4 protein-coding genes and 1 pseudogene are annotated in these 5,623 nt (G+C 60.5%); 3 read left to right on the top strand and 2 right to left on the bottom strand.

Annotation, left to right across the window (positions count from 1 at the left end; translation table 11 throughout):
• Positions 1 to 739, top strand: a pseudogene (locus Q0W88_RS10235) (MFS transporter); the annotation flags it as partial.
• Between the two features lie 25 nt (positions 740 to 764).
• Here Q0W88_RS10235 and Q0W88_RS10230 read toward each other — a convergent pair.
• Positions 765 to 1,232, bottom strand: a complete 468-nt coding sequence (locus Q0W88_RS10230; protein WP_297803204.1) for a hotdog fold domain-containing protein — start codon at positions 1,230 to 1,232, stop codon at positions 765 to 767.
• On the bottom strand, positions 1,232 to 3,697 hold the full coding sequence (locus Q0W88_RS10225; protein ID WP_297803201.1) for an acyl-CoA dehydrogenase: 2,466 nt from the start codon (positions 3,695 to 3,697) through the stop codon (positions 1,232 to 1,234). Before Q0W88_RS10225 ends, Q0W88_RS10230 begins: the two co-directional genes overlap by 1 nt.
• Positions 3,698 to 3,829: 132 nt before the next feature.
• On the opposite strand from Q0W88_RS10225, the gene Q0W88_RS10220 reads away from it, so the two are divergent.
• Positions 3,830 to 4,420, top strand: coding sequence for a TetR/AcrR family transcriptional regulator (locus Q0W88_RS10220; protein WP_297803197.1), 591 nt, complete (start codon positions 3,830 to 3,832; stop codon positions 4,418 to 4,420).
• A 70-nt stretch (positions 4,421 to 4,490) separates the two neighbouring features.
• Positions 4,491 to 5,623 (top strand): phosphoenolpyruvate carboxykinase (GTP) (locus tag Q0W88_RS10215; protein WP_297803194.1); only part of this gene is annotated, 1,133 nt, incomplete at its 3' end.

The following is a 5,623-nucleotide window of genomic DNA, read 5'->3' as shown; positions in this document are numbered from 1 at the left end:
GATTGCACCGCTGATGCTGGTTTCGGCGTTTCTGTTGGGTTTATGCTGCCTGTGTATCCATGTGCTCGGGCGTTGGGCCGATCGCCAACGTGCCGACTCCCTGAAAAGTGCGGTCATCGGCGGCAGCATGTGGGCCGGCCTGAAGCTGGTCTGGCAGACGCCGTTGCTGCGCGCCTTGGCCGGGTTCATGATTTTCGGCGTCGGCGTGGGTACCCTGCTTTACAACGAGCAGGCCGCCATCGCCAAGGCCTTTTTCACCGATGAGCAGGCACGCACGCAGTTCTTCTCGCGCATTGATCTGATCATCAATGCCGTCACCCTGTTTATCCAGGTATTCCTGACGCGCGCCCTGCTGCGGCGTTTTGGCGTTGCGCCGATGCTGCTGATACCGGCCTTCGCCATTTTGCTTGGCTATGCCGCGCTGTGTGCGGCGCCGGTACCGCTGCTGGTCGCAGCGGTGCAGATTGCGACCCGTGCCGGCGAATTCTCGCTGTCGAAACCCGCACGTGAAACCCTTTATACCCGAGTCGATCGGGAGTCGCGCTACAAAGCCAAGGCCTTCATCGATACCGCGGTATACCGCGGCGGTGACCTGACGTTCTCATGGGTTCACAAAGGCCTGGCGGCCGCTGGATCAACCGTGGTGTTCGCTGGCGGATTCCTGGTGGCGGCATTGATGTGCCTGAATGCCTGGCGGGTGATTCAAATCGAAAAACGCTTGGGCCACGAACAATCTTAAGCGTGACTTGTCGCGGGCCGGAGTCTTATTTCCGCGGGCTCATCCACATGCGGATTTCGGCATGGAACACCTTGTCGCCGCTGGAGTCCAGGACATCCACATTCACCGGCAGATCATAACCGGCATCGGAATCAACCATCGGAATCATCGGCGTGGCAATCGCGTGCATGCGGCCTTTGGCGCGTTTCAGATAGGCCACGGTCATGCCTTTGGGAATCCAGCGCATCGCTTTCGGCAGACTGGCATCGGTCATCACCCCGGCGCACAGCTCGGCCAGATTGCACAGGGCGATGGCATGCACGGTGCCGATGTGATTGTGCACGGCGCGCCGGTCTTTGATGACCGCTTCGCAGCGGCCGTTTTCAAGACGGGTGATGATTGGCGCAATGGTGCCGAAATACGGCGCCTTGAAACAGACTGCTTTGGAAAATAGCCAGTGGCCGCAGGGCCACCGGCTGATTTTTCCATACAGTGCCAGCAAGGGCGTTGCCATCAGGCGGCCTGGTTGTAGGCTTTGCCTTTCAGGGCGCTGGCGGCAATGAGTTCGCTGTGATCGAAGTCATCGACGGTGATCGCATCCCAGGTCAGTTCGCGCAGCTCTTCCAGCTGTTTGCGTTCATCGCTGCTGATCCAACCTTCGCGTACGCCTTCATCGAGCTGCTCGGGAAAACTGAGGGCTTCGATGTCGGCGTTTTTCAGCGCTTTCTGGAACTTGCGCTCGACCGGTTCGGCCAAAATCACTTTCACCAGCGCGGCATTGATGCGGCCGGCCGGATTATTGGCGCAGGGTGTCAGGAACACGCCATCGGCCAAACGATCGCGGGCATCGGACGGCGACATCAGCATGGCCGCGGCACGGTGCGCCAGGCGGTCGCTCGGCTCCTGGGCGCGGCGGCCGAACGGGAACACCAGCAGCCAGAGCAGATACGCGGCCGGACGGATCGGGAAGTTGCGCAGCGCACCGGACAAGGCGCGTTCGATTTTGAACACGCATTCGTTGAACGCGTAAGCCATCAGTGCTTCATCGGAGGCCGGACGGCCTTCGTCTTCGAATCGCTTGAGCATGGCACTGGCGATATACAGCTGGCTGAGCACATCGCCAAGACGGCCGGACAGGCTTTCCTTGAACTTCAGCTTGCCGCCGAGCAGCAGCATCGAGGTGTCGGCGACCAGAGCCAGATTGGCCGAGTAGCGGTTGAGCTTGCGGTAGCAGCGTTGGGTCACGCCGCTGGTCGGCGCGGCGCCGAAGCGGCTGTTGGTCAGGCCCATGAACAGCGAGCGCACGGCGTTGGAGAACGCGAAGCCGATGTGTCCGAACAGGTTGGCATCGAACTGTTTGAGGCGCTGCACCGGATCGGCCAATTGCGCGGCCTGCATTTCCTTCAATACCCACGGATGGCAGCGGATGGCGCCTTGACCGAAGATCATCAGGCTGCGGGTCATGATGTTGGCGCCTTCGACTGTGATCGAAATCGGCGCAGCTTGCCAGCCGCGGCCGAGGTAGTTGCGTGGCCCCAGGATGACGCCCTTGCCACCGTGGATGTCCATGGCGTCTTTGGCGACTTCGCGGGCCATTTCGGTGCAGTGGTATTTGGCAATGGCCGAAGGCACGGCCGGTTTTTCACCGCGGTCGACGGCAGCGGCAGTCGATTGCGACAGCGCGCTTGAGGCATAGGCGTTGCCGGCGATGCGCGCCAGTGCTTCTTCCACGCCCTCGAAGCGGCCGATGGACAGGCCGAATTGCTTGCGGATGCGGGCATACGCACCGGAAACCACGGCCGCCAGTTTGGCCGCGCCGCTGGAGGTGGAGGGCAGGGTGATGGAACGGCCGATGGACAGGCATTCCACCAGCATGCGCCAGCCTTGGCCGACGTAATCTTCACCGCCGATCAACTGCGACAGCGGCACGAACACGTCTTTGCCGTAAATCGGGCCGTTCTGGAACACGCAGTTCAGCGGGAAATGGCGGCGGCCGATGGACATGCCTTTGACGTTGCGCGGAATCAGCGCCAGCGTGATGCCGCGGTCTTTCTGATCCGACAGCAGGCCATCGGGATCATACAGGCGGAAGGCCAGGCCGACGATGGAGGCGACCGGAGCGAGCGTGATGTAACGCTTCTCGAAATTCAGGCGCACACCGAGCACATTGGCGCCTTCCCATTCGCCTTTGCAGACGATGCCGAAATCGGGAATGGACGTGGCATCCGAGCCGGCAGTCGGGCCGGTCAGGCCGAAGCAGGGCACTTCGCGGCCGTCGGCCAGGCGCGGCAGATAGTAATCCTTCTGTTCCTTGGTGCCGTAATGCAGCAACAGTTCACCCGGGCCGAGCGAGTTCGGCACACCGACGGTGGACGACAGCGTGGCCGAAACCGAGGCCAGCTTCATGATCACGCGCGAGTGCGCATAGGCGGAAAAACCCAGGCCACCGTATTCTTTCGGAATAATCATGCCGAAGAATTTATTGACCTTCAAATATTCCCAGACATCCGGGGTCAGATCGGCGTGGACATGCGTGGTTTCCCAGTCGTTGACCATGCCGCATACGGTTTCCACCGGGCCGTCGAGGAAGGCTTTTTCTTCCGCGGTCAATTCCGGTTTGGGTTGGCTGAGCAGCGTCTTCCAATCGGGTTTGCCGGAAAACAGTTCGCCCTCGAAACCGACGGTGCCGGCTTCCAGCGCCACTTTTTCCGTATCGGACAGCGGCGGCAGGATTTTGCTGTAGAAGCCGAGCAGAGGTGCGGTGATGAAGCGCTGGCGGATCGGAGTGATCAGCAGCGGCAGCACGATCAGGCCCAGCACGACGGCGGCGGCGATGACCGAGGCCGATGAGGCGCCGAGCAGGGCGCAAGCCACCAGGACCGAGCCGCCGATGGCAGCGAATACCGCCAAGGAGAACCGGTGATAGCTCACGAAGGCAATGACCAGAATCAGGGCCAGCCACGGGGCGAGGATACTCATAACACTCTCCAGAAAATAAGGAATCACGGCGATGGCACCTCACTTGCGGGGAATGCCACCATACGCTAAAGTATTGACAGCTTGATGGGGTTTGTCAATACTCCCGAGTATGGAAAAGGTGAAGATTGCATCATGAATGTTCCAGCCAGCGCAATAACTGAAAAAAATCGTTTAACATCAAGCGATTGGCAGCAGGCGGCACTTGATGCCCTGTCTGAAGGCGGGCTGCAGAATATCGCCATCGAGATGATTGCCAAGCGTTTGGGTGTCACCAAGGGCAGTTTTTACTGGCACTTCGAATCCCGTGATGCCCTGATTCAGGCGGCGCTGGAGCTCTGGGAGTCCCAGGAACAGGAGCAGGTGTTCGGCAAGCTTGATGCCCTGCCGGATGCGCAGGCCCGCCTGACTGCCCTCATTGCGCTGGTGGCGGAAGAATTGAAAGCCCACAAGATCTACAGCGAATTGCTGAAAGCCATCGATCATCCGCTGGTCAAGCCGGTGCTGGCGCGGGTGTCGCAGCGTCGCATCGATTACCTGACCGCCAGCCTGCGTCAGGCCGGATTGCCGCGCAAAACCGCGCAAAGCCGCGCCGTTCTTGTCTATGCCTCGTATGTGGGTTTCCTGCAATTGAACCTGCAACTGGGAACGCCCAAGCTCAGTCATGCCGAATTCGAGCAGTACGTGGCGCATCTGACCGAGACATTGATCCCCTCGGGCGGTTAAAATAGTCGTCTATCGGCCGAAAACCAGAATCAAATAACGGCCGTCTCCTTTTCCCTTTCCGAGAGCCCCGATGAGCAGCCAACTTCCTGAATTGAACGCCTGGATACATACGTATGCAAGCCTGACCGAAGCCGACCGGGTGCATTGGTGCGATGGCTCCGATGAAGAAAATGCCCGTTTGGTCAAAATGATGCTGGAAACCGGCGATCTCATCGCCTTGAATCCGCGCAGTCACCCGAATTGCTTCCTGCACCGGTCCAGCCCGTCCGATGTCGCCCGCGTCGAGCATCTGACCTTCGTCTGCACCAAAAACCGCGACGATGCCGGCCCGAACAACCACTGGATGGATCCGGCCGAAGCCAAGGCAAAAATGGATGCGCTGTACCAAGGCTGCATGAAAGGGCGCACGCTCTTCGTCGTGCCGTACTGCATGGGGCCGATCGATTCACCGCTGGCGCGCTGCGGCGTGGAGATCACCGACAGTCCGTACGTGGTGATCAACATGCGCCTGATGACGCGTATGGGTGCCGCGGCCCTTGCCCGCATCGAGCGCGAAGGCACGTTCGTCAAAGGCGTGCACTCCACCGGCGACCTCAATCCCGACCGCCGTTTCATCATGCATTTCCCCGAAGAACTCGGAATCCAGAGTTTCGGTTCCGGTTACGGCGGCAATGCACTGCTCGGCAAGAAATGCCACGCGCTGCGCATCGCTTCCTGGCAGGCGCGGCAGGAGGGCTGGCTGGCCGAACACATGCTCATCCTTGGCGTGGAAAATCCGCAGGGTGAAACGCATTACATCGCCGCCGCGTTTCCCAGCGCCTGCGGCAAGACCAATCTGGCCATGCTGATTCCGCCGGAAGGCTACCGCAATGCCGGCTGGAAAATCTGGACCGTCGGCGACGACATCTGCTGGATGCGTCCGGGTGCCGATGGCCGTCTGTATGCCATCAATCCGGAAGCCGGTTACTTCGGCGTGGCGCCCGGCACCAGTGCGAAAACCAATCCGAACGCCTTGGCCATGTTGAATGACGGCGCCATCTTCACCAATGTCGCGGTCACTGCCGACAACCAACCTTGGTGGGAAGGGCTGCCGGACGGCATGCCGGTGACCGATTGGCAGGGCAGGGCGTACGATGCCGGCAACGGTCCGGCCGCACACCCCAACTCCCGCTTTACCGTATCCGCCAAGCGGTGCCCGAGCTA

Source organism: Arenimonas sp. GDDSR-1 (assembly GCF_025980345.1).
Taxonomy (GTDB): domain Bacteria; phylum Pseudomonadota; class Gammaproteobacteria; order Xanthomonadales; family Xanthomonadaceae; genus Arenimonas.
Note: the sequence above shows the minus strand (reverse complement) of the source record. Positions and strands in the feature narration are given on the sequence as shown.